We start from the raw sequence: 23,071 nt of genomic DNA on the forward strand, positions 1-23,071 counted from the left end.
CGAAGTGCACGAAAGGGAACCGGACATGACGGATCACCAGCAGCGGACCACCGCTCCCCTCAAGCATCACGCCGGCATCCACTCCTGCGACGAGGAGTTCCTGACGGTGATGGTGCCGTTCCTCAGGGACGGCATCGCCGCCGAGGACGAGCCCGACCCGGTGGCCATCACCACCCCTCGCAAGCTGGACCTGCTGCGCGAGGCGCTCGGCCCCGACGCCCGGCACGTGGACTTCCAGAACTCCGCGCACTGGTACTGCGGGACGCCCGCGAACAGCATGGCCACCGCTCTCGACTACTACGTCACGCACGCGGGCCCGACGGGCCTGCTGCACATGGCGGGCGAACCGGTCTGGAACGGCCGCTCGCCGCGCCAGATCACCGAGTGGAAGCGGTACGAGGCCCTGGCCACCGAGCTCTTCACCGGAGCCCCGCCCGACCTGATGTGTCTGTACGACACCCGCATCGCACCGCCCGACGTCGTCGAGGCCGCCCGGCACACCCATCCGACCGTGCTGGACCGGCTCGGCATCCGGCCCAGCCCCCTGTTCACGGAACCCGCCGAGTATGCGACCCGGGACCTCGCCCCGCTGCCCGAACCGCCGCCGGAAGCCGTCGGGGTCCCTCTCGCCGGGGACATGGCCGGCGCCCGCCGGTTCGCAGCGGAGCAGGCGAGGGCCCGCGGCATGACCGGCGAGCGAGCCGACCGCTTCGGGGCGGCCGTGTCCGGGGCCACCGGCTATGCGGCCGCCCAGGGCCTGGACAGCGCGCATCTGCTGCTGTGGTCGACCGGGGAACGGATCGTCTGCGAACTGCGCACCCCGCACGGCCGGATCGCCGACCCGTTCCTCGGCTTCCGGCCGCCCGGTCCCGAGGCGGGCCCGGAGGACGGGCTGTGGCAGACCCGTCAGTTCTGCGAGTTCGTGGACCTGAGGTCCGAGGGCGCGGCCGAGGACGGGTGGACGATCCGGATGGAGACGGCGCTGGCGCCGTCAAGGTGACGGGCCGGGGGTGACGGACCCGGTGCGCGGATGCGCGTAGTTTCCCCCGCGACCCGCGGGGCTCGCCGACGGCATGGTGGAGGTCGAGCCGCAGGGGTGAAGGGAAGCGACCATGCCCGACGTCCATCCGCCCGGTCTGTCCCTGGGCGGTGGCTGTACGACGATCCTGGGGCCCGGACGGTCCTCGGTCCGCCTCGCCAGGGCCGCCGTGCGGACCTGGCTGGCCGAGTACGGGCTCCACGACCAGGCGGAGATCGCAGAACTGCTGGTCAGCGAACTCGCCACCAACGCGGTCGTGCACGCCCGGGGCCGCTATCGGCTCACCCTCTGCCTTGCGGCCGGCCGACTGCGCTGCACGGTCGCGGACGAGGGCCCCGACCTGCCCCGGACACACGGCCAGAGCTCCGACGCGGACAGCGAGAACGGGCGCGGCCTGCTGCTGGTCGACGCGCTCGCCGACCGGTGGGGCAGCGGGTGCGTCGAGGACGGCGTCGGCAAGGAGGTGTGGTTCGAGCTGGAGGCCGGTGGCCCGGACGCCGCTGCCGGCAGTACGGGCCCGGCACCGGCGTCCCGGCCGAGGTGGTGCCTCCCCGACCGGGCCACGGTGCCGATGGTGCTGCGTGTGACGGATGCCGTCAGGCCTTCGTGCAGCTGTGCCCGTTCAACGTGAAGTCGTACGCCGGGGAGTTCGTGCCCTGCCAGGAGGCGAGGAAGCCGAAGGCGAGGTCGGCGCCCGCGCGCACGGATGTGTTGTAGTCCGCGGCGGTGGCGGTGACACGGGAGCCGTTCTGGGCGAAGCTGGCGTCCCACATCTGACCGACCTTCTGGCCGTCCTTGAAGGACCAGGCGACGCGCCAGTCGTCGAGGGCCTCGTCGGTGGTGACGGTGACGGTGGCCTGGAAGCCGTCGGGCCACTGGTTCACCAGGTCGTACCGGACCTCGCAGACGGCCCACGCGCTCGTGGCGGGGTCCGGCTTCTCGTCGTCGCGGGCGGCCGAGGAGGTGGTGCCCTGGGGTTCGGGGTCGGGGTTCTTCCTCGCGGAGGTGCTGCCGGCCGCGGACGGTGTGGGCGAGGCCGCCGGCCCGGAGGTCGCGGACGGCGACGCCACGGTGACGCCGGGATCGGCCACCGGCTGACGGTCGGTGGGTGCCGAGGCTCCGTCGTCCATGGAGCCTCCCGCCGGCATCATCGAGACGGCGAGGGCCAGCAGTGAGACCAGTACGGCGGTGACGAGCAGTCCGCTGCGCACGACACGCGCCTTGTGCGCGCCGGGGTTCGGCGGGCCGACGTCGGCCGGTTCCGGGCGTCCGGCGCCCAGCCGTACCTCCGCGGCCCGGCGTCTGCGCTCCAGGTACGCGAGGCCGCCCCAGCCGATCACTCCGCCCGCGAGCGCCCCGGGCAGTCCGCCGCCGTGCAGCCGCAGACAGGCGGCGGCCTCGGCGCACTGCACACAGGTGGCGAGGTGCCGGGAGAGGTCTTCCGGGGTGTCGGCGGCGGTCGAGCGGGTGACCGCGTCGAGAAGGCGGGCGTAGCTGCGGCACTGCGGGGCCATCGGGGTGTCGAGGTGGTTGCGGTGACTGCGGTCCCGGAACAGGCCGTGCACCTGCGCGAGTTCCTCCGGCAGATGGGCCGGGTCCAGACCGAGCCTGCGGGCCACCACGGACAGCGGCAGCGCCTCCACCTCGGCCAGCCACAGCAGATCCGCGTCGGGTTCCTGCATGTCGCGCAGACCGCGCAGGGCCAGCGGGCGCTGCAACGGCGGGCCGGTGTAGCGTGCGGCCTTGTCCGAGTTGAGCCACAGACGCAGGTCGGGATCGAGCCGGTGACCCTGGCCGGCGGTCTCCCAGGCGGTGGCGGTGGTGCGAACGGCGGTCAGCAGCAAGGGGATCACGGGCAGCCGGGGCGCACGGCGGCCCACGCCTCTGGCGGTGCCGCCGCCGGTGCGGGCCTCGCGCATGCCGAGGGCGAACGCCTCCGTGGCCAGCTGGGTGGCCGCGGTGGAACCGGCCGTGCAGAGGTCGGCGTAGGAGAGCACGGCGTCCCAGCACTCGGTGAACAGCACGGCCTCGGCGGCGTCCTGGGGGGTCGGCAGGTCGGGCATCGGACTCCTGCATCGAAAGCGAGGTCAACTCACCTTATTGGCAACGGAGTTGTGGGGAACCTCGCGGCAGTGCACGAGCTTTTCACGGCTTCCACACAACTGACAAGCTCACCATTCAAATCCGGTTACCGGGAGTCCGGGCCCGCCCACACCTCGTTGCCGCTGTTGCGCGTGCTACTCCTGACTACTCCTGAAGACATACGCAGAAAAGGCCCGGACGTCTCGATCCGGACCCTGTCTGCTTCATCGGCTCTCGCCGCGACTACACCTCGGCGGGCTCCTGTGCCGGGAGGCTGTCCATGAAGGAGCTCACGGAGAAGACGGCTCGGCCGGGCCCGGGCTCGCCGTATCCGGGGGGCGAGGAGAGACCGAAGTCCTCCATCGTCTGGCGATAGGCCTGCAGCAGCCGGATGTGGTACTCCAGCGGCGCGCCCTGCGGGTTGGCCTTGCCGAGCGGGGTGGTCGGCTCGGGGCACCAGGTGGTGAAGCGGGGCGTGATGCCCTGCGACATGAAGAAACGCAGACCCTCGGTGGTGGACGCGATGGCCTCGTCGACCGTCTTGAAGCCGAAGGGCTCGGCCATCTCCACGCCCGCCACGAAGTTGGGGATCACATTGCGCGCGCCGAAGATCTCCGCCGAGTCGAGGATCCGCTTGTGCCACTCGTCGCGGCCGACGTAGCGCTCCTTGCCGGGACAGTGGAGCTTGAAGAGGTACTCGTCCCACACCTCGTAGTTGGGGTGGTAGATCTGCACGCCGTAGTCCTTGAAGCGCTGCACGTCGTCGCGCGGCAGCGCCTGGGCGACGACCTTGCCGATCCAGCGGCCCGGGAAGCGCTCCTCGATGGCCTTGGCGTAGTGGCCGTAGAAGTCGGCCTCGTCGCGTCCGGCCACCGTCTTGGTGATCGCGCCGCCGGTGAGGGTGTAGGCGGTGGAGGTCTTCGCGGTGTCGTACCGGTCGATGATCTCCAGGGCTTCGAGGACCTCCTCGACGTCCTTGACGCCTGTGTACGGGCGGCCGGCGGCCTTGTGCTGGCGCCAGTTGTGGTTGATGTCGCAGTACTGGCACTCCTCCTTGGCGCCGAAGTACTGGCAGACCCGGAAGACGGTCAGGTAGATCAGGTAGCCCCACTGGATGGTGGGGGCGACCTCCATGACGGACTTCCCGTTGGAGAGCTTGTGCTTGTAGTACTCCGGCATCGGCGGCACGCCGACGTCGGCGATGCGCTTGCCGTCGAGGTAGAGGCCGAGCACGCCCTCCTCGTCGGCGGCGACGCGGTACGGCGAGGTCGGGTTCACGCGCACGGAGACGACGGTGCGGCGCAGGTCGTACGGACCACCGGTGAGGATGATCTCCTCCGGCGGGCGCCGCAGCGCGGCCTCGCCGAGCTCGGGCAGGGTGCCGTGGTCGAAGGAGAAGATGAAGTACGACTTCGGCTTGACCTCACCACCCTCGTTGTCGCTGAGCGCGGACGGATCGAAGGCCACCCCGCCGCGCAGCAGATCCTCCTTGAAGACGGCTTCCCGCGGTACGTGCGGGAATCGCTCCATCAGATCTTCGACCAGTGCGGTGCGGCTGCCCATCCGTAATCTCCTCCCGGCTCAGGCGTTCGACTCCTCACGGTATGCCCCCGCCCGCCCGTCACGTGTACCGGGTCCCCTCGCGCCGCGCGATGTGTTCCGGTACGGGCGTTTCGTCCGGCAGTACGGGATCACCGACGGGCGCACCCCACACCGAGGTCAGCGGCAGGGTCCCGGCCCAGAGACCGAGCTGCGCGTCGGGTCCGTCGCCGTCGTCCGGCGGGCCGGTGCGGATCTTGACCGAGGCCTCTTCGAGGGAGAGGGCGAGAACAGTGGTGGCGGCGAGTTCCTTGCGGCTCGGGCTCCGGGCGTACGACCACTGCCCCGGGGTCGCGTGTTCGGTGAGCCGGCGCAGGCCCGCCAGCTTCTCCTCGGGGTCGGTGACCTTGCGGGCCTCGCCGTGGATCATCGCGCTGCGGTAGTTCACGCCGTGCTCGAAGACGGACCGGGCGAAGACCAGCCCGTCGACGTGCGTGACCGTGACGCAGACGGGGGTGCCGCCCGAGAGACTGCGGCTCGCCACCGAGCCATGGAGGTAGAGCCGCCCCTCGTCACGCCCGTAGACGGTCGGCACGACCAGTGGCCGGCCCTCGATCACCACGCCCAGGTGACAGATGAAGCCCGCGTCGAGGATGGCGTTCAGGTCGGCGCGGTGGAGGCTGCCCTGGTCGCGCAGGCGGCGGTGGCGGGTGAGGTCGGTCTCGGGGAGCGGATCGAGCGTCATGACGGTCGAAGCTATCGATATCGCCGCTTTGACGCCAGATATTTATCGATACCGATACCGAAAGGCTTCTACGGCTACGGAATCCGCACCTCCTCAGGCGCCGTACTCCAGCGCCGCCGGCTCCACCGGATACGCCGGGCCGCCACCGGCCGCGAGCCGCTCCGCCTCCTCGGCCACCGCCGTGCCGAGCCGGCCCAGCTCGTTGCCCTGGGAGCCCGCGAGGTGCGGGGTGACGAAGGCGTTCGGGAGGTCGTAGAGGGCCGAGTCGGCGGGGAGCGGTTCGGGGTCGGTCACGTCGAGGACCGCGCTGAGGCGGCCGGTGCGGAGTTCGGCGACCAGGGCGTCGTGGTCGACGAGGCCGCCGCGCGCGGTGTTGACGAGGACCGCCCCGTCGGGCATCAGGGACAGCTCTCGGCGGCCGATCAGATGGTGCGTCTCGGGGGTCTGCGGGGCATGGATCGTGACGATCTCCGAACTCCGCAGCAGCTCGTCCAACTCCAGGAGGGGCACGCCGAGTCGGGCCGCCTGTGCCTCGGTGACGTACGGGTCGGTGAGCGCGGGCCGCAGGTCGAAGGGGCGCAGGAGTTCCAGGACGCGTCGGCCGATGCGGGAGGCGCCGATGACACCGACCCGGCGGCCGTGGTTGCCGATGCCGGGGACGATCCCCCAGCCGGGGTGGGCCCGTGAGGTGCGCAGCCGCTCACGGGCGACGAAGAGGTCCTTCCCGGCGAGGAGGATCATGGCGAGGGTGTACTCGGCGACAGGGATCGCGTTGGCGTCGGCGGCCGAGGAGACCTCGATGCCACGCCGCCAGATCTCCGGCGTGGCGAAGCCCTTGACCGAGCCGGCGGAGTGCAGGATCGCCCGCAGTCCGGGCGCGGCGTCCAGGACCGTCGCGTCGATGCGGGGGCAGCCCCAGCCCGTCACGAGGATCTCGGTGCGGGCCAGCGTCTCCTTGACGCGCGGGTCGCTGAAGTCCTCGGCCACGAGATCCGGGTCGATGTCCACCGCCTCCCGCAGCCGCTCCAGCACCTCCGACGGGAAGACGTGCGGCAGGTTGGCGGCGGTCATGGCGAACAGCGCCTGGGGACGCTCGGGCAAGGTGGTGACCCCCGGTCGAGGAAAACGGATAGAAAACGCTCTCTAAGTTAGGTGGCGGCGGATGAGAGGGTCAACGCAGAGGCATGCCGGCGAGGGCCGGCGTTCCAGGGAAGGGACGACAGGGATGACGGAGACGGTCACCAACTGGGCGGGCAACATCACGTACGGCGCGAAGGAGCTGCACCGCCCGTACTCGCTCGACACGCTGAGTGCCCTTGTGGCCGGGAGCGCGAAGGTGCGGGTGCTGGGCAGCGGGCACTCCTTCAACGAGATCGCCGAACCGGGCCCCGAGGGCGTCCTGTTGTCGATCGCCGGGCTCCCCGCGGTGATCGACGTGGATACGGCGGCCCGTACGGTGCGGGTCGGGGGTGGTGTGCGGTACGCGGAGCTCGCCCGCGCGGTCCACGCCCAGGGGCTCGCCCTTCCCAACATGGCGTCGCTGCCGCACATCTCGGTGGCGGGGTCGGTCGCGACGGGGACGCACGGCTCGGGTGTGGGCAACGGTCCGCTGGGCTCGGCGGTGCGGGAGGTGGAGCTGGTCGTCGCCGACGGGTCGAGGGTGACGATCGGACGGGACGACGAGCGCTTCGGCGGTGCCGTGACCTCGCTCGGCGCCCTGGGTGTCGTCACCACGCTCACCCTGGACCTGGAGCCGGCCTTCGACGTCGAGCAGCATGTGTTCACCGAACTGCCGCTGGCGGGGCTGGACTTCGAGACGTTCTCGGCGGTCATGTCGGCCGCGTACAGCGTCAGCCTCTTCACGGACTGGCGGGAGCCGGGCTTCCGGCAGGTGTGGCTGAAGCGGCGGGTGGATCAGCCACTCGACCAGTTCACCTGGGCCGCGCCCGCCACCGAGAAGCTGCACCCCGTGCCGGGGATGCCGGCGGTCAACTGCACCGAGCAGTTCGGGGTGCCGGGACCTTGGCATGAGCGGCTGCCGCACTTCCGCGCGGAGTTCACGCCGAGCAGCGGGGCGGAGCTGCAGTCGGAGTATCTGTTGCCGCGGCGACATGCCGTCGACGCGCTGTATGCAATCGACGGTATTCGGGAGACGGTCGCCGGCGTACTCCAGACCTGCGAGGTCCGTACGGTCGCCGCCGACGAGCAGTGGCTGAGCCCGTCGTACGGACGCGACACGGTGGCGCTGCACTTCACCTGGATCGAGGACACGGCGGCCGTACTGCCGGTGGTGCGACGGCTGGAGGAGGTGCTCGACGGCTTCGGCCCGCGGCCGCACTGGGGGAAGGTGTTCACCACGCCGGGCGAGGTTCTGCGCGGCCGCTACCCCAGGCTGGACGACTTCCGGGCGCTCGCCGACGATATGGACACCGAGGCGAAATTCGCCAACACCTTCGTCCGGGACGTGCTGGCCGACTGACTTTATAAAGCCCCTTTCCTAACCCCTTGTCGAAAGTCCCCGGCAGCCATAGCCTTGCGCCGCGCCGGTGCCGATGCCGTCCCGGCGAGAGCCGAAGGGACAGCGGCAACCCGGTGCTGTGCCACCCCGGGGGACAACCCCCGGACCCCCGGCCGAGCACACGGGCCGGCGCCGGCCAGGGAGGGAAGTTCGATGAAGCGCGGCACCTCACGTGACATCCGCACCGCGAACCGCTACGAGGTGCTGCGCCAGATCATCGCCGCGTCGCCCACCTCCCGGCAGGAGCTGGCGGCCGCCACCGGGCTGAGCCTGGCCACGGTCGCCACGCTCGTCGGTGAGCTGCTCGACCTCTCGATGATCACGGAGGTCGGGTTCGAGGACTCGGCGGGAGGCCGCCCCCGGGGACTCGTCGCGGTCAACGCGTCGGGGGGCGCGTTGATCGGTGTCGACATCGCGGAGACCTACGTCCATGTCGAGCTGTTCGACCTCGGGCTGAACGTGCTGGCCCGCGCCGAGGAGGACGTCCGCCCGGGTGAGAGCCTTCCCGAGCAGGTCGTCGGCCATGTCGCCGCGGTCGTGGGCCAGGTGGTCGCGCAGGCCGGCATCGAGGGCGCCCGTGTCCTCGGTGTCGGGGTGAGCGTGCCGGGTCAGGTGGACCGGGACACCGGCTTCTCCGAGTACGCGCCCAACTGGGACTGGCACGACGTGCCGCTGCTCGATCTGCTCACCGAGCACATCGCCTACCCGCTGTACCTGGACAATCCGCTGCGCGCCTCCGCGGTGGCCGAGCTGTGGTTCGGGGCCGCACGTGGGCACGGGAACGCCGTGGTGGTGAACCTCGGCACCGGCGTGGGCGCCGGGCTCGTGCTGGGCGGCGGGCTGCACCGCGGGGTCAGCAACAGCGCCGGCGAGTGGGGCCACACCACGATCGTCCTGGACGGCCGGGTGTGCCGCTGCGGCAAGCACGGCTGCGTGGAGGCGTACGTCGGTGCGTCCGGGATCATGCTGAATCTGCGGGAGTTGAGTCCGGACAGTCCGCTGCTGCATCAGGACGACCAGACGGCCACCATCGCCGCCCTGGCCGAGGGACTGCGGCAGAACGATCCGGTGGCGCTCAACACGCTTCGCGACACCGTCCGTTACCTCGGCGCCGGGATCGCCAACCTGGTGAACCTGTTCAATCCCGAGGTGATCGTGCTCAGCAGCTGGGTCGCGGCCGCCCTCGGCGAGTCCCTGGTCGAGGAGGTGCGCGAGGCCGTCGCCCGGCACGCGCTGCCCCGGCCGATGGCCGCCACCGAGATCGTCCTGTCCCCGATCCCCACGGATCCGGTGTGCCTGGGCGCGGCCACGTTCGCGCTCGAGGGCGCCCTCCAGTCGGTCGGCCAGAAGTCGCCGAAACGCAGCACCACGCCCGCGAGGGCCAAGACGCACAACCCGCGTTGGTCCGAGCCTGGTTCCGGCAGTGGGCCGTAAGGCCCGGAAGGCAGTAACCCGCAGTACCCGAAGGGGGGTTGCGGGGCGCCGGTGCGGCGTCCCGTGACCCGTGACGTCCGGTATCCCGAACGCTCCGCAACGCTTCGAACAGGCTTCGTCCAACCCCTTGCCGAAGCCTTAGCCGAAGGTTAACGTCCCGCACCGCGACACCATTTGAGCCACCTGGCGCTGAGCCGCTTCAGGCACTGGGCGCAGAGCCGCAGCCGTACTCGAGACAAGGACGTCAGCATGTCGGCAATGAGAAACGTCAACTGGGACCGCCGTACCGTTCTTCGGGCCGCCATGGGTATGGCCGCCGCCGGCTCCCTCGCCGCGTGCGGGGGCAACACCGGACGCAGCAGCTCCGGCAAGGGCCTCACGCAGTACTTCCACGCGTACGGCGAGGCGGGCACCGAGCAGGCCATCAAGCGGTACGCGAAGGCCTACAAGGAAGCCGACATCACCACCCAGTGGATCACCGGATCCAACTTCGAGAACAAGCTGTTCCCGGCTCTGCTCACCAAGAACGCGCCCGACGTCTTCGAGTTCCACCCGCAGCTCCAGATGGTGACGAGCGGTCAAGTGGCGGACCTGAGCGACATCATCAACCCGGTCAAGGACGACTTCAACCCGGCCGACATCGCCTCGCACACGGTCGACGGGAAGATATACGGCGTCCGGATGATCGACGACCCGCAGTTCTTCTACTACCGGCCCTCGCTCTTCGAGAAGGCCAAGGTCGAGGTCCCCCAGACGCTGGAGGAGCTGATCGAGGTCATCGACAAGCTCACGACCGACAAGGTCAAGGGCGGCTTCCTCGGCAACGACATCACCACCGTCCAGTCCCCGCTCATCTGGTCGGCCGGCGCGGACACCCTCAACGAGAAGAACGAGATCGCCTACCACACGGACGCCGTGGCGGACGGTCTGAGCCAGCTTCGCAAGCTGTTCACCAGCGGCAACCTGCTCCTGGACGCCCCGGCCGACTGGTGGGACCCCTCGGCCTTCACCCAGGGCCTGACCGCGATCCAGTGGTGTGGCATGTGGGCCATGCCGGTGATCCAGAAGGCGCTCGGCGACGACGTCGGCATCTTCCCGTTCCCGAAGGTCGGCGACTCCGGCAAGTTCTCGGTCACCAACGGCGGTTGGTCGATGTTCGTCAACGCCAAGAGCAAGAACCTCGACGCGGCCAAGGAGTACGTCAAGTGGCTGTGGATCGACCAGAAGGAGTACCAGGAGGACTGGGCGCTGTCCTACGGCTTCCACATCCCGCCGCGCACCTCGATCGCGCAGTCGGCCACCAAGCTCAAGTCGGGTCTGCCGGCCGAGGGCGTCAAGCTCTTCGGCGAGTACGGGCACTTCGACAACATCGCCTGGACGCAGGCGATGATCGCCTCGGTGAACGACGTGATCGCCAACTCCGTGCGCAAGGGCGGCAGTCCGGAGGCCGCGCTCGACGCCTGTGACAAGAAGGTCAACGCAGAGCTCAAGAAGCTCTTCGGATAGGCCGGCGGGCGGACCTCGACATGTCGACCACCACCAAGCTCGACCTCACGGACGCCGCCCCGGCCAAGCCTGAAAAGGCGCGGCCGCGGCGGAGTCTGCGGGCCAACAGCACCCTCAACTTCTGGCTCTTCACCAGCCCCTTCCTCATCGGCCTGGTGATCTTCGTCTTCGTGCCGATGGGCTGGAGCATCTACCTCAGCTTCTTCGAGGCACGCTTCACCGTCTCACCGAGCGAGTTCATCGGCTTCGACAACTACAAGGCGATCCTGGACAACCCGGACTTCACGGGGTCCCTGGTCACCTTCACCGTCTTCGCCGCGTTCATCGTGCCCACCACGTGGGGGCTCTCGCTGGGCCTGGCGCTGCTGGTGCACCGGCTGACGTTCATGAAGGCGTTCTTCCGGTCGGTGTTCTTCATCCCGACCGCGGTCTCCTACGTGGCCGCCGCGCTGATCTGGAAGATGTCCATCTTCAACGGCGTCCGCTTCGGTCTGGCGAACACCGTCATCGGCTGGTTCGGCGTCGAGAACACCGCCTGGCTGGCCAACCCGGACCCGCCCTGGTACTGGCTGGTCATCGTGACGCTGCGGCTGTGGCTCCAGGCCGGCTTCTACATGATCCTGTTCCTGGCGGCGCTCCAGAACATCCCGGCGGAGCTCTACGAGGCCGCCGCCATCGACGGCGCCAAGCCGGGCTGGCAGACCTTCCGGTACATCACCCTGCCCCAGCTGCGGGCCACCTCGACCGCGGTGATCCTGCTGCTGCTGATCGCCGCCTACCAGGCCTTCGACGAGTTCTGGAACCTGCTCAGCAAGGCGACCTGGGGGCAGCCACCCCTCGTCGAGCTGTACAAAACGGCTCTCGGTGAGAGCCAGGACTACGGCCAGGGCAGCGCGGGCGCGGTCATCCTGACCCTGCTCATCCTGATCATCACGCTGTTCCAGGGCCGGATCATGGGCTTTGGAAGGGGTGAGGAGGCCAAGTGACCACCACCGCACCTGACGTCACGAAGACCCCCCGCAAGAAGCGCGGGGGCAAGGTCATCGGCAACACCGGGCTGTACATCGCCACCGGTGTCGCGGCCCTGCTCTTCCTGGTCCCGTTCTATCTGATCGTCCGCAACGCCCTGATGACGGACCCGGAGATCACGGGCGAGAACTGGAAGTGGTTCCCCACCGACATCCAGTGGGGCAACATCACCGAACCGTTCAACGACGAGACCGTCGACTTCGGCCGGGCCCTGTGGAACTCCTGGGTCGTCGCCGTCCTGCACACCAGCGGCATCCTGCTGATCTGCTCGCTCGCCGGCTACGGCCTGGCCCGCATCCCGTACCGGCACGCCAACAAGGTCTTCTACGCCGTTCTGGTCACCCTGATGATCCCGACGGCCGTCACGTTCGTGCCGAGCTTCGTGCTGGTGTCGTCGCTGGGCTGGGTCGACACCTACCGCGGTCTGATCATTCCGGGCCTGTTCAGTGGTTTCACCTGCTTCCTGTTCCGGCAGTACTTCCTGGGGTTCCCCAAGGAGCTGGAGGAGGCGGCGCGGGTGGACGGACTCTCGTACTGGGGGGCGTACTGGCGGGTCGTCGTGCCCAACTCGCTGAACTTCTTCGCGGCGATGGCCACGATCACCTTCATCAGCGGCTGGAACTCCTTCCTGTGGCCCCTGGTCATCGGCCAGGACCCGAGCTCCTGGACCATTCAGGTGGCACTGTCCTCGTACATGACCAACCAGACCGTCAACTACCACCTGATCTTCATGGCCACGGCCATTTCCATCCTGCCCCTGTTGCTCGTGTTCCTCTTCCTCCAGCGCTGGCTGGTGCAGGGGATCGCGCAGACCGGCATCAAGGGCTGACAGCTTCTTCTCAAGACCTGGAGACCGATGTCTTTCCGCACCTCCCCCGCTCTCGAATGGGCTCGAGCGGGGGGACCCCCATCGGACGTCGACTACGTCGAGGACGTGTCGCCCGGTAGCGGGGCCCTGCCGCCCCGCGCCTGGTACGCCACCTCCGACGCGAAGGCGCTGTCGCTCAACGGCAGTTGGCGCCTGCGCGTGTCGGCGACCATCGACGCCGAGGACGACGCGTTCGCCGAGGAGGGTTACGACGCCGGGGACTGGGCCGAGGTCCAGGTCCCCGGGCACTGGGTCCTCCAGGGGCACGGTTCGCCCATCTACACGAACCATCTGTACCCCTTCCCGGTGGACCCGCCGCACGTCCCGACCGAGAACCCGACCGGCGACCATCTGCGCGTCTTCGACCTCCCCGAGGGCTGGCCCGCGGACGGCGGCGCGGTCGTCCGCTTCGACGGCGTCGAGTCCTGCGCCCGGGTCTGGCTGAACGGCACGGACATCGGCGAGTTCAAGGGCTCGCGGCTGCCGCACGAGTTCGCGGTGGGGCATCTGCTGAAGCCGAAGGGCAACGTCCTGGCGGTCCGCGTCCACCAGTGGTCGGCCGGCTCCTACCTGGAGGACCAGGACCAGTGGTGGCTGCCCGGCATCTTCCGTGACGTCACGCTGCTGCACCGCCCGGCGGGCAGCGTCCTGGACTTCTTCGTGCACGCCGACTACGACCACGTCACGGGCGAGGGCACCCTGCGCGTCGACTCCGACGTCGACGGGCGGGTGACCGTGCCCGCCCTGGACATCGATGTCGCGACCGGCGAGCCGGTGACGGTCGCCGTGCAGCCGTGGAACGCCGAGACACCTCGGTTGTACGACGGCGAGCTGGTCACCGGGGGCGAGCGGGTCCCGCTGCGCATCGGCTTCCGCACGATCGTCCTGGAAGACGGTCTCATCAAGGTCAACGGCAGGGCGATCCTCTTCAAGGGCGTCAACCGGCACGAGTGGCACCCCGAGAAGGGCCGCGCGCTCGACCTGGAGACCATGCGCGAGGACGTGCTGCTGATGAAGCGGCACAACCTCAACGCGGTGCGCACCTCGCACTACCCGCCGCACCCGGCCTTCCTGGACCTGTGCGACGAGTACGGCCTGTGGGTCATCGACGAGTGCGACCTGGAGACCCACGGCTTCACCGAGCAGGACTGGCGGGACAACCCGGTCGACGACGACCGCTGGACCCCGGCCCTCCTCGACCGCGCCGCCCGCATGGTCGAGCGCGACAAGAACCACCCCTCGATCGTCTTCTGGTCGCTGGGCAACGAGGCCGGCACCGGACGCGGCCTCACCGCGATGGCCGAGTGGATCCACGGCCGGGACTCCTCGCGCCTCGTGCACTACGAGGGCGACTGGAACTGCCGTGACACGGACGTCTATTCGCGGATGTACGCCAACCACGCCGAGGTCGAGAGAATCGGCCAGGAGCTCGACGGGGGCACCCACAAGCGCCGTCAACTGCCCTTCATCCAGTGCGAGTACGGGCACGCGATGGGCAACGGCCCCGGCGGACTCGCCGACTACCAGGCGCTGTTCGACGGATACGACCGGCTCCAGGGCGGCTTCATCTGGGAGTGGATCGACCACGGCATCACCCACCCCGAGCTGGGTTACGCCTACGGCGGCGACTTCGGCGAGGAGCTGCACGACGGCAACTTCGTCTGCGACGGCCTGATCTTCCCCGACCGCACGCCCTCCCCCGGCCTGGTCGAGTACAAGAAGGTCATCGAGCCGGTCCGTATCGAGGGCGACGGCGCCGACGGCACCGTGCGGGTGACCAACAAGTACGACTTCGCCGATCTGTCGGCGCTGGCCTTCGAGTGGTCGTACCAGGTCGAGGGCGAGACGGTGGAGTCCGGCTCGCTGTCGGTGCCCGCGCTGAACCCCGGTGAGACGGCGGAGGTGAAGCTGCCGGAGCCGCCCGCGGACCACCGTGGCGCGGAGACGCAGTGGACCGTGCGGGCGCTGCTGGCGCAGGACTCGTCGTGGGGGCCGATGGGCCATGTGGTGGCGTGGGGCCAGTTCCCGGTCGCCGCCCGCCCGGTGCCGTCCGTCTCCGCCACCGACGCACCCGTGCCCGGCGAACGGCAGATCACGCTCGGCCCGGCCTCCTTCGACGCCCGCACCGGTGCGCTGCGGTCGGTCGGCGGGGTGTCGGTCGAGGGCCTGCGCCTGGACGTGTGGCGGGCGACGACGGACAACGACGAGGGCGCCGAGTGGCAGACGGACACCCGGTACGGGGTGCTGTGGCGGGCGCTCGGCCTGCACCGGATGCAGCACCGGCTGGACGCGGTGGAGCTGTCCGACGACGCGCTGACGGTGCGGACCCGGGTGTCCCCGGCCGCCCGCGAGGTGGGTCTGGCCACGGTGTACCGCTGGACCTCCGACGGCGACAAGCTGAAGCTGACGGTGTCCGTGGCGCCCGAGGGCGACTGGACGGTGCCGCTGCCCCGCCTGGGCATCCGGCTCGGGCTCGCCGAGGCCGACGCGGTGGAGTGGTTCGGCGGCGGCCCCGGTGAGGCGTATCCGGACACCCGTACGGCGTCGATCGTCGGCCGTTGGCGGTCGACTGTGGACAGTCTTCAGACGCCGTACGTGCGCCCGCAGGAGAACGGTGCCCGTGCCGACGTCCGCTGGGCGGAGATCGGGGGCTTGCGGATCGAGGGCGACCCGGAGTTCTGGTTCACCGCCCGCCGCTGGACGACCGAGCAACTGGACGCGGCCACCCACCGCACCGACCTCACCCCCGGCGAGACGGTCTGGGTCAACCTCGACCACGGCCAGCACGGCATCGGCTCGCAGTCCTGCGGGCCGGGCCCGCTGCCGCAGTACCACCTGAAGGCGGAGTCGGCGCAGTTCTCGTTCGTGTTCTCGACCGGAAGGTAAGAAACCCGTTAATCGATTGACCAATTGATCGACATTCCGACAGGGTCGGAACGTCGTCCGCGGTCGGTCGGCAGCCATGCCGACCGGCCGCGATTTGCTGTTCCCACACGGGAGTTGATGCCACTTGGATGCCAGCATCGAGGTCCGCGGACTGTCCCGCACCTTCCATACCACCGTCCGCCGACCGGGTTTCACCGGCGCGATCCGTTCCCTGGTCAACCCGGAGCGGGTAGCCAAGCACGCCGTCGCCGACATCACCTTCGACGTGTCCCCGGGCGAACTTCTCGCCCTGCTGGGTCCGAACGGGGCCGGCAAGTCCACCACCATCAAGATGCTCACCGGCATCCTCACCCCCACCGCAGGGCACGCCAAGGTCGCCGGCGTAGTGCCTTACCAGGATCGCGAACGCAACGCCCGCAACATCGGCGCCGTGTTCGGGCAGCGCACCCAGCTGTGGTGGGACCTGCCGGTGCGCGAGTCGTTCGCGATCCTGCGGGACATCTACGACGTGCCGAAGGCCGAACACACCGCCCGGCTCAAGGAGTTCGACGGCCTCCTGGACCTGTCGTCCTTCTGGGACACCCGGGTGCGTCACCTCTCCCTCGGCCAGCGGGTGCGCAGCGACCTGGCCGCCGCCCTGCTCCACGACCCGCCGGTGGTCTTCCTCGACGAGCCCACCATCGGCATGGACGTGGTGGTGAAGGAGCAGGTGCGGGAGTTCCTGCGGCACCAGGTCGAGGAGCGCGGCCGTACCGTCCTGCTCACCACCCACGACATGACGGAGGTCGAGCGGCTCGCCGAGCGAGTCGTCCTGGTCAACCACGGACGGCTGGTCCTCGACGGCACCCTCGACGAGATCCGCCGCAAGTTCGGCTCGACCTGGCAGATCCGCACGACCCTCGCCGACCCGCACACCGACCTGGTCCCGCTGCCGGGCATCGCCCTGCACCAACGCACCGGTGCGCAGCTGGTGTTCGGCCCCGAAGGCGCCGACGCACCGACCGTGCACCAGGCGCTGAAGGCCGTCATCGAGGCGTACGAGGTGACGGACATCGCGCTCGACGAGGCGGACCTCGAGGACGTCATGCGGGCCGCCTACGTCCATGCGGAAGCGGAAGAGGTCTGACATGGCGGCGATCCACGCCTGGCGCGCCGCCCGCGTCACCCCGCTCGGCGAACTGCTCGCCCCGCCCCGCATGACGGCCGCGCTGCTCCGGCTGACCGTTCAGCTGGTGCTGGTGGCCTCCCTGTGGCACGGCCTGTACGCGAACACCGGCACGACGGCCGGACTCGACCGTGACCAGGCGGTGACGTACGCCGTGCTCGCCGTACTGGCCTCCCGACTGCGGGAGTTGGACCAGTACGCGGGCCGTGACACCGTCCTGCAGCACATGCACTTCGGCACGATCGTGTACTGGTACCTACGCCCCCTCAAACCCCAGCGGTACTACGCCCTGCGCGCCCTGGGCGAGCGGCTCTACGGCCTCGCCTGGGCGCTCGGAGGCTACGCGGTCTGCCTGGCGTCCGGCGTCGTGGAAGCGCCGGGGTCGGCGGCCGTGGCGGGGGTGTTCGCGCTCAGCCTGCTGCTCGGCCAGCTGGTCCTGTACTACGTCATGCTCGTCATCGACCAGCTGTGCTTCTGGACGCTGCGCAACGGCGCCGCGATGCTCATCCTGATCTTCGCGCAGAACCTGCTTTCGGGTGTGTACGCGCCGCTGTGGTTCTTCCCCGACTGGTTCATCACGCTGAGCATCTTCCTGCCCTTCCAGGCGACGCTGAGCGTGCCGCTGTCGATCTACATCGGCCGGATCGAACTGTCGGACGCGGGGGCGCAGTTGGCGATCCAGGCCGCCTGGGTCCTCGTACTGGCCCTGTTCACCCGGCTGTTGTGGAGGCGGGCCGCCCGCCGTGTCATCTCCCAGGGAGGCTGAGGCCGGTGAATGCCGTCCGGATCGTCTGGCGCATCACGCGCCTCAACTTCCGTGCCCAGCTGGAGTACCGCTCCGAATTCCTGATGATGATCGCGATCGGCGCGATCTGGCAGGTGTCGGTGATCGTCTTCGCGACGGTGCTGCTCACCCGGTTCACCGGGATGGGCGGCTGGGACAGCTCCGACGTCCTGCTCATCCCCGCAACGCGGATGCTGGCGCACGGCCTGTTCGTGCTGTTCCTCGGCCGGGTGCACGGTCTGGGCCGGCACATCCAGGAGGGGATCATCGACACCTACCTGGTCCGCCCGATGCCGGTCTACCGCCAGCTCCAGCTCTCCTACTTCCCGACCAACGCGATCGGCGACCTGACGGTGGCCGTGGGCCTGATGGCGGGCGCGCTCAGCCGCAGCGACCTGGACTGGACGGCCAGCCGGATCTCGTACCTGGCCGTGGCCGTGCTCGGCGGTCTGCTCCTGGAGGCGGCCCTGTTCACGGTGGTTGCCTGCGCGTCCCTGCGTTTCCCGACCGCCGACTACTGGGGCCGCTGGCTGGAGGAGCTGCTCGGCACCTTCGGCAGCTACCCGCTCAACGTGCTGCCCAGGGCGGTGAGCGGCTTCCTCACGTACGGCCTGCCACTCGCGTTCGTCGCCTACTTCCCGGCCGCCGTGCTGACCGGCCACGGCCATGACACCGGAGTCCCGTACTGGCTGGCGGCGGCCTCGCCGCTGCTCGGGGTGGTGGCGTATCTGGGGGCGCGGCGGCTGTGGCGGTACAGCCTGCGGCACTACACGGGGGTGAACGGATGAGGCCCGCCGGGACGGTGAGGCCCCGGCGGGCCGGCCGGCGGAGTTCCGGAGGAGTTACGGACAGCTGATCCGGGTGTCCCCGGTGTCCGTCGTGCAGGTGTCGGTGCCCATGCCCCCGTTGGCGGTGTCGTTGCCGGAGACGCTGTCGACGGTGTTGAGGCGGTCGTTGCCGTAGGAACCGATCAGGTTGTCGTTTCCGGGGCCGCCGTAGAGGGTGTCGTCGTTGAAGCCGCCGTCCACGCGGTCGTTGCCGTAGTCGCCGTAGGCGGTGTCGTTGCCGTAGCTCGCGTTGATGGTGTCGTCGCCGCCCAGGCCGCAGATCACATCGGTGCCGTAGGTGCCGGTGAGCGTGTCGTTGCCGCTGGTGCCGATGCGGGTACAGCCGCGGGCGTTGTTGACCGTGGTGGTCACCGTGGCGGTGTTGTTCGCGGTGGCCGGGTCGGTCTGGGTGGCGGTGGCCGAGGCCCGCTCGGTGAGGGTGCCGGTGGCGCGGGGCTCGGCGACGACCTTCACGGTGGCCTTGGCACCGGGGGCGAGGGTCCCCAGGGCGCAGCTGACGGCGGTGGTGCAGGTGCCCTGGGAGGGCGTCGCCGAGATGACCGTGCCGGCCGGGCCGGTGAAGGTGTCGCTGAGGGTGACGCCGGTGGCGCTCGTCGCGGTGCTGTTGTTGGTGACCGTCACGGTGTAGGTGGCCCGGTCGCCGATGCTGACCGTGGCGGTGCCGGTCTTGGTGACCGAGAGGTCGACTCCGGTCGCGTTTCCGCCGAGGTAGCGGGCGAGAGCGCGGTCGTCACCGTTGTTGCCGAACACGACGATCCTGCCGTCGGGTTGGACGGCGACGGCGTGTGCCTCGTCGAAGTAGCCGAAGCCCATGTCGGTCGTCTTCTTGCCGCCGGTGCCGAATCCGGTGTCCAGGCTGCCCGCGGTGGTGTAGCGGGCCACCGCGAAGTCGGTGTTCGCCTGTCCCACGGCGACGATCCTGCCGTCGGTCTGCAGTGCGAGGTCGAACGCGCCGTCCGCGTTGCCGCCGAAGTCGGTGGTGACGACGCCGTCGGTGGCGAAGGCGGGGTCGAGGGCGCCACTGCCGGTGTACCGGACGAGCGCGAAGTCGTAGGCGCTGTACCCGGCCGCGACGATCTTGCCGTCGGACTGCACGGCCACGCCACGTGCCGAGTCGTCGCCGAGGAAGCCGGGCGCGGAGCTCAGGACGGTCCTGACCGTGCCGCCGGTGCCGAAGCCGGTGTCCAGGCCGCCCGCGGCGGTGTAGCGGGCGAGCGCGAAGTCGTTGGGGCCCGAGGGGCCGCCCGTCTCACCGGCAAGGACGATCCTGCCGTCCGGCTGGAGCGCGAGATCGTGGGCGGAACCGCCGCCCTCGAAGGGGGTGAGCGTGTACCCGCCGGTGCCGAAGCCGGTGTCCGGACTGCCGTCGGCGTTGTAGCGGGCCACCATGAACCGCAGGTCTCCGGGGCCTGCGATGCCCTGGCCGGCGGCGACGATCTTGCCGTCGGGCTGTACGGCGACCCCCCGGGCGACGCTCCCGACGTCGGAGACGACCCGTCCGCCGGTCCCGAAGCCGGTGTCCAGGCTGCCGTCGGCGTTGTAGCGGGCCACCGTGAACAGGCAGCAGCCGCCCTCCGTCGCGCCGGACTCCCCCGCCACGACGATCTTGCCGTCCGGCTGGAGCGCCACGGCGTGCGCCCGGTCCTCACCGCCGGCGAAGTCGGTGACCGTCTCGCCGTTGTCGCCGAAGGACGTGTCGAAGCTGCCGTCGGCGTTGTGCCGCATCACCGAGAACTCGGAACTCAGGTACTCGGCCTGCCGGTTGGAACCGACGGTGACGATCTTGCCGTCGGCCTGGAGGGCGAGATCCTGCCCCTCGTCCCAGTAGCCGCCGTAGACATTGACCCTGCCGCCGGTGCCGAACGTGGTGTCCAGATCACCGGGCGCGGCCAGCGCACTGCCCGGCAGGGCGACGACGAGTGCGAGCGCGGCGGCGCCCCGCAGGACCGCCGTTCGCAGAGATCCCCGTAGGGAGACAAGGGTGGGCATGCGCCCAGCTTCCGGACGCCGGCAGGGCACCGTGGGGCGCCTGGCCAGACGCTGGGCCCACTGGGCCGCAGACTTCCACCCAACGGGGTGACCGGACCGACAATCGGCCCGGCGGCTACGCTCGGGCCACGATGAGCGACCGAGACAAGCGGGTGGCGGCGTACGCCGCCGAGGGCAGGGTCTGGACCCGGCTCGCCGGACTGCTGCCGTCCCCCGAGGACGTGGAGCTGGTCCAGGACTGCTGGGACATCGGGGAGCAGGAGGGCGGGCTCTGGCAGCTCGTGGAGAAACTCCTGGCACAGGGCGTACGTGTCGACGGGTGCACGCGCGCCGAGATCGCGGCGATGGCCGTGCAGTGGGATGTGTGGGACCAGCACCGGCACGACATCGTGGCACTCCCGGACGACCCCGCCCGGCCGGGGCCGCTGCGGGTGTACGCCGACATGGAGCCCGTCGAGGAGGGCGATCGGCTGCTGGTGCCGTGGATCCGCTGCACGCGATGCGATCGGATCCTGTCACGCAGTCATGAGCGCACCTCCTGGGGGATGTTGCACTACCCGTCGGGGTATCTGGTCACCCTGCGCGGCGAGGCACCGCTGGAGTTCGACAACGAGGAGCCCGACGCGGTGTGGGCGGCCCTGGCCGCGGTCTCGGCACCCTGCCGGGTACCCGGCGACGACTGAGGGCCCGTCTGCGCCGGGTTGTCCGACGGGATCAACTCGGCTTCTTGTACGAGCTGTTGTACGGGCAGGTCGGCCGGCGACCGGATCCCCGGTATCGGCGACGGCAGCAGCCACAGCACCGCCAGCACCCCGCCGACGGCGACCGTGACAAGGGTCGCGCGCAGGCCGAAGGTCGTGGCGAGCGCCCCTCCGACGAGTGCGCCGAGGGGGCGTACGCCGTAGTTGACCGTGCCGAAGGCGCCGGTCACGCGGCTGCGCAGGGCGTCCGGAGTCACCGCGGTCTGCAGGGAGTTGAGGTTGACGTCGAACCACATCACCCCGAGGCCCACAAGGAAGTAGGCGCCGCCCAGGCACCCCGCGGCGGCCCACACCGGCCCGTCGGCGACCGCGGCGAGGGCGTAGGGCGCCGGGAACAGCACGGCACCCACGGCGACCGCGCGCCCGACTCCGATCCGGCGGGACAGCCAGGGCGCGGTCAGGGCGCCGACGAGAGAGCCGGTCGCCCCGACGCCCAGGGTCAGCCCGATGGCTGCCGGCGAGAGTTGGAGGACCCGGTCCGCGAACAGCACCACGAGGCCGGTGCCCGCCAGGAACGTGAAGAAGTTGACGGTCGTGCAGCAGCCGAGGCTCGCCCGCAGCACCGGGTGCCGGACGACGAAGACCAGACCGTCGCGGGCGTCGCGCAGCAGCGCGGGCACGGCGGCGCCGGTGCGGGTCGCGGGCGCCGGTTCGTCGACCCTGATCCGGCCGAGCAACAGGGCGGAGGCGAGGAAGGACAGGGCGTCCACGACGACGGTGACCGGTGCGCCGATCGCCTGCACGAGGCCGCCGCCGACCGCGGGACCGGCGACGAACGAGGCGGAACGGGCAGTGCTGAACTTGCTGTTGGCGTCGACGTACGAGGAGGGCGGCACCAGCCGCGCGAACAGCGGCTGCCAGGCACAGCCGGCCACCACGCCCGCGAGGCCGGTCAGCAGGGCCACCGCGTACAACTGGCCGAGCGTGACCGTGCCCCACAGGTATGCGGCGGGCAGCGACAGCAGTACGCCCGCCCGCACGAGGTCGGTGACGATCAGCAGCCGTCGTTTGCGCCGCCGGCCGTCGACCCAGGCGCCCAGCACGATCCCGAGCAGGTTGGGCGCCCAGGCGAGTGCGGTCAGCCAGGCGATCTGCGCGGCCGAGGCGTCCAGGAGGCCGACGGCGATCAGCGGGACCGCCACCTCGGAGACCCGGTCGCCGAACTGCGAGACGGCGCCGCCGGCCCAGGTGAGCCGGAAGGGACGGTCGCGCCACAGGGAGGTCTCGGAGACCGATATCCGGGGGCGCCTCATTCCGGCGTCCCCGATGCGTCGTCCGCCGCCTCCGGCAGGGCGTACAGAAGCATCCGTACGGCCCTGCCGTCCGGCGGCCGCTGTGCGGGCTCGCGGGTGACGTAGGGGGCAAGGAGCTCCTCCAACGCGTCCTTGAGCGCGGCCAGTTCCTCGGCGGTGACCACGAGCCCGGTGTTGTTGGACATCGCGGCGCCGATCCACTCCGGCTCCAGGCGCGGCGCGGTCTCGGTCAGCCAGCGCATCGGCAGCTCCGCGCGGCTCGCGAACATCTCCCCGGCGAGCACCTGGGCCGCGGCCCGGCCCTCCTCGTCCTCCGGCACCTCGAACCGGTACCCGCGCGCCACCGCCTCCCAGCGCCGCTCGCGCCGGTCCGCACCGCCCTGCGCGTCCCGGACCAGTCCGAATCCCGCGAGGTGGCGCAGATGCCAGCTGGTCACGGACGGGGTGGCCCCCACGTGCGGGGACAGCTGGGTGGCCGTGGCGGGCCCGTACCGCTGCAACCGCTCCAGGGCCGCGAGCCGTACGGGGTGGGCCAGCGCGCGCATGGCCTTCGGGTCGGTGATCTCCAAGTCGCCGAAGCGGTTGCCGGAATCCATGACGTGAGAGTGTCCTCTCACAAAGTATG

At 70.2% G+C, this 23,071-nt stretch carries 18 protein-coding genes; 11 read left to right on the forward strand and 7 right to left on the reverse strand.

What is annotated here, in order from left to right:
- The first annotated feature begins 25 nt into the window (after positions 1-25).
- A complete protein-coding gene (locus TN53_RS21085; protein WP_046260132.1) occupies positions 26-1,000 on the forward strand; it encodes an MEDS domain-containing protein in 975 nt (324 codons plus the stop codon).
- Positions 1,001-1,112: 112 nt separating this feature from the next.
- Positions 1,113-1,670 carry an ATP-binding protein gene (locus TN53_RS21090; RefSeq protein WP_063776265.1) on the forward strand — a complete coding sequence of 186 codons (558 nt, stop codon included), beginning with the start codon at positions 1,113-1,115 and terminating at the stop codon, positions 1,668-1,670.
- On the opposite strand, the gene TN53_RS21095 is transcribed toward TN53_RS21090, so the two are convergent.
- From TN53_RS21095 to TN53_RS21110, 4 genes are all read right to left on the reverse strand, one after another.
- A complete protein-coding gene (locus TN53_RS21095; RefSeq protein ID WP_046260133.1) occupies positions 1,636-3,102 on the reverse strand; it encodes a cellulose binding domain-containing protein in 1,467 nt (488 codons plus the stop codon). The two genes, TN53_RS21090 and TN53_RS21095, sit on opposite strands and share 35 nt — an antisense overlap.
- Positions 3,103-3,364: 262 nt before the next feature.
- Positions 3,365-4,684 carry a radical SAM protein gene (locus TN53_RS21100; RefSeq protein ID WP_046260134.1) on the reverse strand — a complete coding sequence of 440 codons (1,320 nt, stop codon included), beginning with the start codon at positions 4,682-4,684 and terminating at the stop codon, positions 3,365-3,367.
- A 58-nt stretch (positions 4,685-4,742) separates the two neighbouring features.
- The gene (locus tag TN53_RS21105) at positions 4,743-5,405 is read right to left on the reverse strand and encodes a pyridoxamine 5'-phosphate oxidase family protein (protein ID WP_046260135.1); all 663 of its coding nucleotides are present in this window, start codon (positions 5,403-5,405) and stop codon (positions 4,743-4,745) included.
- A gap of 93 nt (positions 5,406-5,498) precedes the next feature.
- Positions 5,499-6,506, reverse strand: a complete 1,008-nt coding sequence (locus tag TN53_RS21110; protein WP_046260136.1) for a hydroxyacid dehydrogenase — start codon at positions 6,504-6,506, stop codon at positions 5,499-5,501.
- Between the two features lie 124 nt (positions 6,507-6,630).
- Here TN53_RS21110 and TN53_RS21115 point away from each other — a divergent pair, with 124 nt between their 5' ends.
- From TN53_RS21115 to TN53_RS21155, 9 genes are all read left to right on the forward strand, one after another.
- Positions 6,631-7,884, forward strand: a complete 1,254-nt coding sequence (locus TN53_RS21115; RefSeq protein ID WP_046260137.1) for an FAD-binding protein — start codon at positions 6,631-6,633, stop codon at positions 7,882-7,884.
- 192 nt (positions 7,885-8,076) lie between these two features.
- Positions 8,077-9,357 (forward strand): ROK family transcriptional regulator, encoded by a 1,281-nt coding sequence (locus tag TN53_RS21120; protein ID WP_046260138.1) that lies wholly within the window; start codon positions 8,077-8,079, stop codon positions 9,355-9,357.
- A 249-nt stretch (positions 9,358-9,606) separates the two neighbouring features.
- Positions 9,607-10,863, forward strand: coding sequence for an ABC transporter substrate-binding protein (locus tag TN53_RS21125; protein ID WP_046260139.1), 1,257 nt, complete (start codon positions 9,607-9,609; stop codon positions 10,861-10,863).
- A 20-nt stretch (positions 10,864-10,883) separates the two neighbouring features.
- On the forward strand, positions 10,884-11,849 hold the full coding sequence (locus tag TN53_RS21130; RefSeq protein WP_046260140.1) for a carbohydrate ABC transporter permease: 966 nt from the start codon (positions 10,884-10,886) through the stop codon (positions 11,847-11,849).
- On the forward strand, positions 11,846-12,721 hold the full coding sequence (locus TN53_RS21135; RefSeq protein ID WP_046260141.1) for a carbohydrate ABC transporter permease: 876 nt from the start codon (positions 11,846-11,848) through the stop codon (positions 12,719-12,721). Before TN53_RS21130 ends, TN53_RS21135 begins: the two co-directional genes overlap by 4 nt.
- A 27-nt stretch (positions 12,722-12,748) precedes the next feature.
- Positions 12,749-15,646, forward strand: coding sequence for a glycoside hydrolase family 2 TIM barrel-domain containing protein (locus TN53_RS21140; RefSeq protein ID WP_046260142.1), 2,898 nt, complete (start codon positions 12,749-12,751; stop codon positions 15,644-15,646).
- A 124-nt stretch (positions 15,647-15,770) separates the two neighbouring features.
- A complete protein-coding gene (locus TN53_RS21145; protein WP_046260143.1) occupies positions 15,771-16,772 on the forward strand; it encodes an ABC transporter ATP-binding protein in 1,002 nt (333 codons plus the stop codon).
- A 1-nt stretch (position 16,773) separates the two neighbouring features.
- Positions 16,774-17,577 carry an ABC-2 family transporter protein gene (locus TN53_RS21150; RefSeq protein WP_046260144.1) on the forward strand — a complete coding sequence of 268 codons (804 nt, stop codon included), beginning with the start codon at positions 16,774-16,776 and terminating at the stop codon, positions 17,575-17,577.
- Positions 17,578-17,582: 5 nt separating this feature from the next.
- Complete coding sequence (locus TN53_RS21155) at positions 17,583-18,383, forward strand: ABC transporter permease (RefSeq protein WP_046260145.1); 801 nt, start codon at positions 17,583-17,585, stop codon at positions 18,381-18,383.
- Positions 18,384-18,437: 54 nt separating this feature from the next.
- On the opposite strand, the gene TN53_RS21160 is transcribed toward TN53_RS21155, so the two are convergent.
- The 3 genes from TN53_RS21160 to TN53_RS21175 all read right to left on the reverse strand — a co-directional run bounded on the left by TN53_RS21160 (position 18,438) and on the right by TN53_RS21175 (position 23,042).
- The gene (locus TN53_RS21160; RefSeq protein ID WP_046260146.1) at positions 18,438-20,432 is read right to left on the reverse strand and encodes a DUF11 domain-containing protein; all 1,995 of its coding nucleotides are present in this window, start codon (positions 20,430-20,432) and stop codon (positions 18,438-18,440) included.
- Between the two features lie 553 nt (positions 20,433-20,985).
- Complete coding sequence (locus TN53_RS21170) at positions 20,986-22,446, reverse strand: MFS transporter (protein ID WP_063776266.1); 1,461 nt, start codon at positions 22,444-22,446, stop codon at positions 20,986-20,988.
- Positions 22,443-23,042, reverse strand: a complete 600-nt coding sequence (locus TN53_RS21175) for an ArsR/SmtB family transcription factor (RefSeq protein WP_046260148.1) — start codon at positions 23,040-23,042, stop codon at positions 22,443-22,445. The genes TN53_RS21170 and TN53_RS21175 overlap by 4 nt, the downstream gene beginning before the upstream one ends.
- Positions 23,043-23,071 lie beyond the last annotated feature (29 nt).

This window comes from Streptomyces sp. WM6386 (genome assembly GCF_000972385.1).
Taxonomy (GTDB): domain Bacteria; phylum Actinomycetota; class Actinomycetes; order Streptomycetales; family Streptomycetaceae; genus Streptomyces.

Excerpts from the sequence above, each read along its gene's own strand:
- TN53_RS21085 (WP_046260132.1), top strand. The coding sequence starts at position 26 with ATGACGGATCACCAGCAGCGGACCACCGCTCCCCTCAAGCATCACGCC.
- TN53_RS21090 (WP_063776265.1), top strand. The coding sequence starts at position 1,113 with ATGCCCGACGTCCATCCGCCCGGTCTGTCCCTGGGCGGTGGCTGTACG.
- TN53_RS21095 (WP_046260133.1), bottom strand. The coding sequence starts at position 3,102 with ATGCCCGACCTGCCGACCCCCCAGGACGCCGCCGAGGCCGTGCTGTTC.
- TN53_RS21100 (WP_046260134.1), bottom strand. The coding sequence starts at position 4,684 with ATGGGCAGCCGCACCGCACTGGTCGAAGATCTGATGGAGCGATTCCCG.
- TN53_RS21105 (WP_046260135.1), bottom strand. The coding sequence starts at position 5,405 with ATGACGCTCGATCCGCTCCCCGAGACCGACCTCACCCGCCACCGCCGC.
- TN53_RS21115 (WP_046260137.1), top strand. The coding sequence starts at position 6,631 with ATGACGGAGACGGTCACCAACTGGGCGGGCAACATCACGTACGGCGCG.
- TN53_RS21120 (WP_046260138.1), top strand. The coding sequence starts at position 8,077 with ATGAAGCGCGGCACCTCACGTGACATCCGCACCGCGAACCGCTACGAG.
- TN53_RS21125 (WP_046260139.1), top strand. The coding sequence starts at position 9,607 with ATGTCGGCAATGAGAAACGTCAACTGGGACCGCCGTACCGTTCTTCGG.
- TN53_RS21130 (WP_046260140.1), top strand. The coding sequence starts at position 10,884 with ATGTCGACCACCACCAAGCTCGACCTCACGGACGCCGCCCCGGCCAAG.
- TN53_RS21140 (WP_046260142.1), top strand. The coding sequence starts at position 12,749 with ATGTCTTTCCGCACCTCCCCCGCTCTCGAATGGGCTCGAGCGGGGGGA.
- TN53_RS21150 (WP_046260144.1), top strand. The coding sequence starts at position 16,774 with ATGGCGGCGATCCACGCCTGGCGCGCCGCCCGCGTCACCCCGCTCGGC.
- TN53_RS21160 (WP_046260146.1), bottom strand. The coding sequence starts at position 20,432 with ATGCCCACCCTTGTCTCCCTACGGGGATCTCTGCGAACGGCGGTCCTG.
- TN53_RS21170 (WP_063776266.1), bottom strand. The coding sequence starts at position 22,446 with ATGAGGCGCCCCCGGATATCGGTCTCCGAGACCTCCCTGTGGCGCGAC.
- TN53_RS21175 (WP_046260148.1), bottom strand. The coding sequence starts at position 23,042 with ATGGATTCCGGCAACCGCTTCGGCGACTTGGAGATCACCGACCCGAAG.